Consider the following 2129-nt stretch of genomic DNA (forward strand, 5'->3'; position numbering starts at 1 on the left):
TGGTGTCGTCACCCTCCACCAACACAGTATAAACGCCAGTGATTGACCCTCGGCTGAAATTGCCGCTGCGCTCTAGGAGTTTGGGCATTTCCGCATACATAGACGGGGTATAGCCTCTGGACACCGGGGGTTCACCGATGGCTAAGCCAATCTCCCGTTGGGCCATGGCGAAACGGGTGAGGGAGTCCATCATCAACAGCACATCGTAGCCCTGATCCCGGAAATACTCCGCGATTCCCGTGGCCACACTGGGGCATTTCATCCGCAGCATGGCAGGCTGGTCCGAGGTGGCCACCACCAGGATAGAGCGCTTCATGCCCTCCTCTCCCAGATCCTTCTGGACGAATTCCAACACTTCACGGCCACGTTCCCCCACTAGGGCGATGACGTTGATATCCGCCGTGACGTTTTTGGCAATCATCCCCATGAGGGTACTTTTGCCCACGCCGGACCCGGCGAAAATGCCGATACGTTGTCCCTTGCCGATGGTGATGAGCCCATCAATGGCTTTCACCCCGAACTGGATACGTTCCCGGATGGGCGGGCGGGAGAGGGGGTTGATATAGCCACCACTGACGCAGTAGGAGGTCCCCCCCTCAAAGGGGCCCTTCCCGTCGATGGGTTGACCCAAAGCGTTGATGATCCGTCCCCGGAGGAACTCCCCCACCTGCAAGGTGAGCTGCCCACCAGTATTGCGGACAAAGTTCCCGGAGGAGATGCCGTTCATGTCGGAGTAGGGCATGAGGAGGATGTGGTCATTTTTGAACCCCACCACCTCAGCCGTCACCTGGCCGCCGGAATCGCCGTTGTAGATGCGGCAGATATCCCCTACCGCTGCCCGGCCACCGGAGGCCTCAATGGACATACCTACGATATTTTCAATTTTCCCCGTGAGGCTATAGGGTTCTGCGTTATAGACCTGACGGATCATCTGTTGAAATGCTGTTGGCATGGCTCTCCCCCGGCTCTTTCCAGGTTCTCAGTTCCCCCACAAGGGGGTACGTTGTTATTATATGAGGTTCATCCCCGATGCGGTATTGGCCGTATCGGAAAGAATGGTGCGCAGGTTTCCCAATTGGGTGGCCGCACTGGCATCCACGATCTCGTCGGGCATCTCAATGATGCAGGTGCCCGATTCATCCTCCGCCATGGGGATGATCCGCACTCGGTCCGACAGGGCCGTAAGGGATGCCGACAATGTGGCCGGCATTTGCGTGAGGCGCTTCGCGTCGCACTCGGCAATGTAAATGTGTACCCACTCTTTCCGCTTGCGCTTGTCGATGGCGGTTTGGATCATACGGCTGATCACATCTGCGCTGCTTTTCAAGCTCACGCATACTACCTTTTCCGCCACCGCCAGCGCCAAGTCCCGCAGGTCGGCCACGCTCTGGTCCATTTGGTTGTCCAAGAGCGCACCGGCCTTTTCCAAAAAGCGGTGTACTTCTTCCTCCAACACGGCAGCCTGCTGCTCCCGCTGTTGGTTGGCTTCGGTCATGGCCTGGGCCATACCCTGGACGTAGCCCTCTTGATATCCACTTTCCTTTGCCTGGGCAAAAACGGCGTCGGTCTCCTTGGCTGCGTCCTTGCGGGCCTGCTCTAGGATCTGCTCCGCCTCACGGCGGGCGTCAGCCATAATCAGGTCAGCCTGCACTTGGGCGTAGCTGATGGGGGTCTCTTCCTCCGTCTCCTCCTCAGGTTCTGGCGCTTGCTCCGATGGTTCCTCCTCCCCTATTGGGAGAAAGTCCTCCTCCGTCTCAGGCAGCGTCTCTTCCTCCGCCTCTGGCACCTCCTCCATGACCAGCTCCTCTATGTCGGGCAGCTGATAGGGCTCGGCCTTGGTGCGGCTGAACGCTTTGAATATGTTAGGCAATGATATCGTCCTTTCCGCCCTTCATGATAATGATCTCGTTCTTCTCTTCCAAATCGCGGATCACATCCACAATACGCTGCTGGGCGTCCTCCACGTCCTTCATGCGGACATTGGTGGTGATTTCCAGGTCGTCCTGGATGTTCTGGGCCATACGGCTGGACATATTGGCGAACAATTTCTGCGCCACTTCTTCGTTGGTTGCCTTGAGGGCCAACACCAGGTCTCTGGGGTCGCAATCCCGGACAAAGCGCTGCACGGA

Annotated in this window: 3 protein-coding genes; all 3 read right to left on the reverse strand. The window is 57.9% G+C overall.

Annotation, left to right across the window (positions count from 1 at the left end):
- On the reverse strand, positions 1 to 952 hold a 952-nt coding region (locus ACTOZL_RS10155), incomplete at its 3' end, for a FliI/YscN family ATPase (protein ID WP_482478278.1).
- Between the two features lie 57 nt (positions 953 to 1009).
- On the reverse strand, positions 1010 to 1870 hold the full coding sequence (locus tag ACTOZL_RS10160; protein ID WP_482478280.1) for a FliH/SctL family protein: 861 nt from the start codon (positions 1868 to 1870) through the stop codon (positions 1010 to 1012).
- Positions 1863 to 2129, reverse strand: a 267-nt coding sequence (locus ACTOZL_RS10165; protein WP_482478282.1) for a FliG C-terminal domain-containing protein, incomplete at its 5' end; no start/stop codon positions are given. The genes ACTOZL_RS10160 and ACTOZL_RS10165, both read right to left, overlap by 8 nt.

The sequence above is a fragment of the Evtepia sp. genome, from assembly GCF_056797215.1.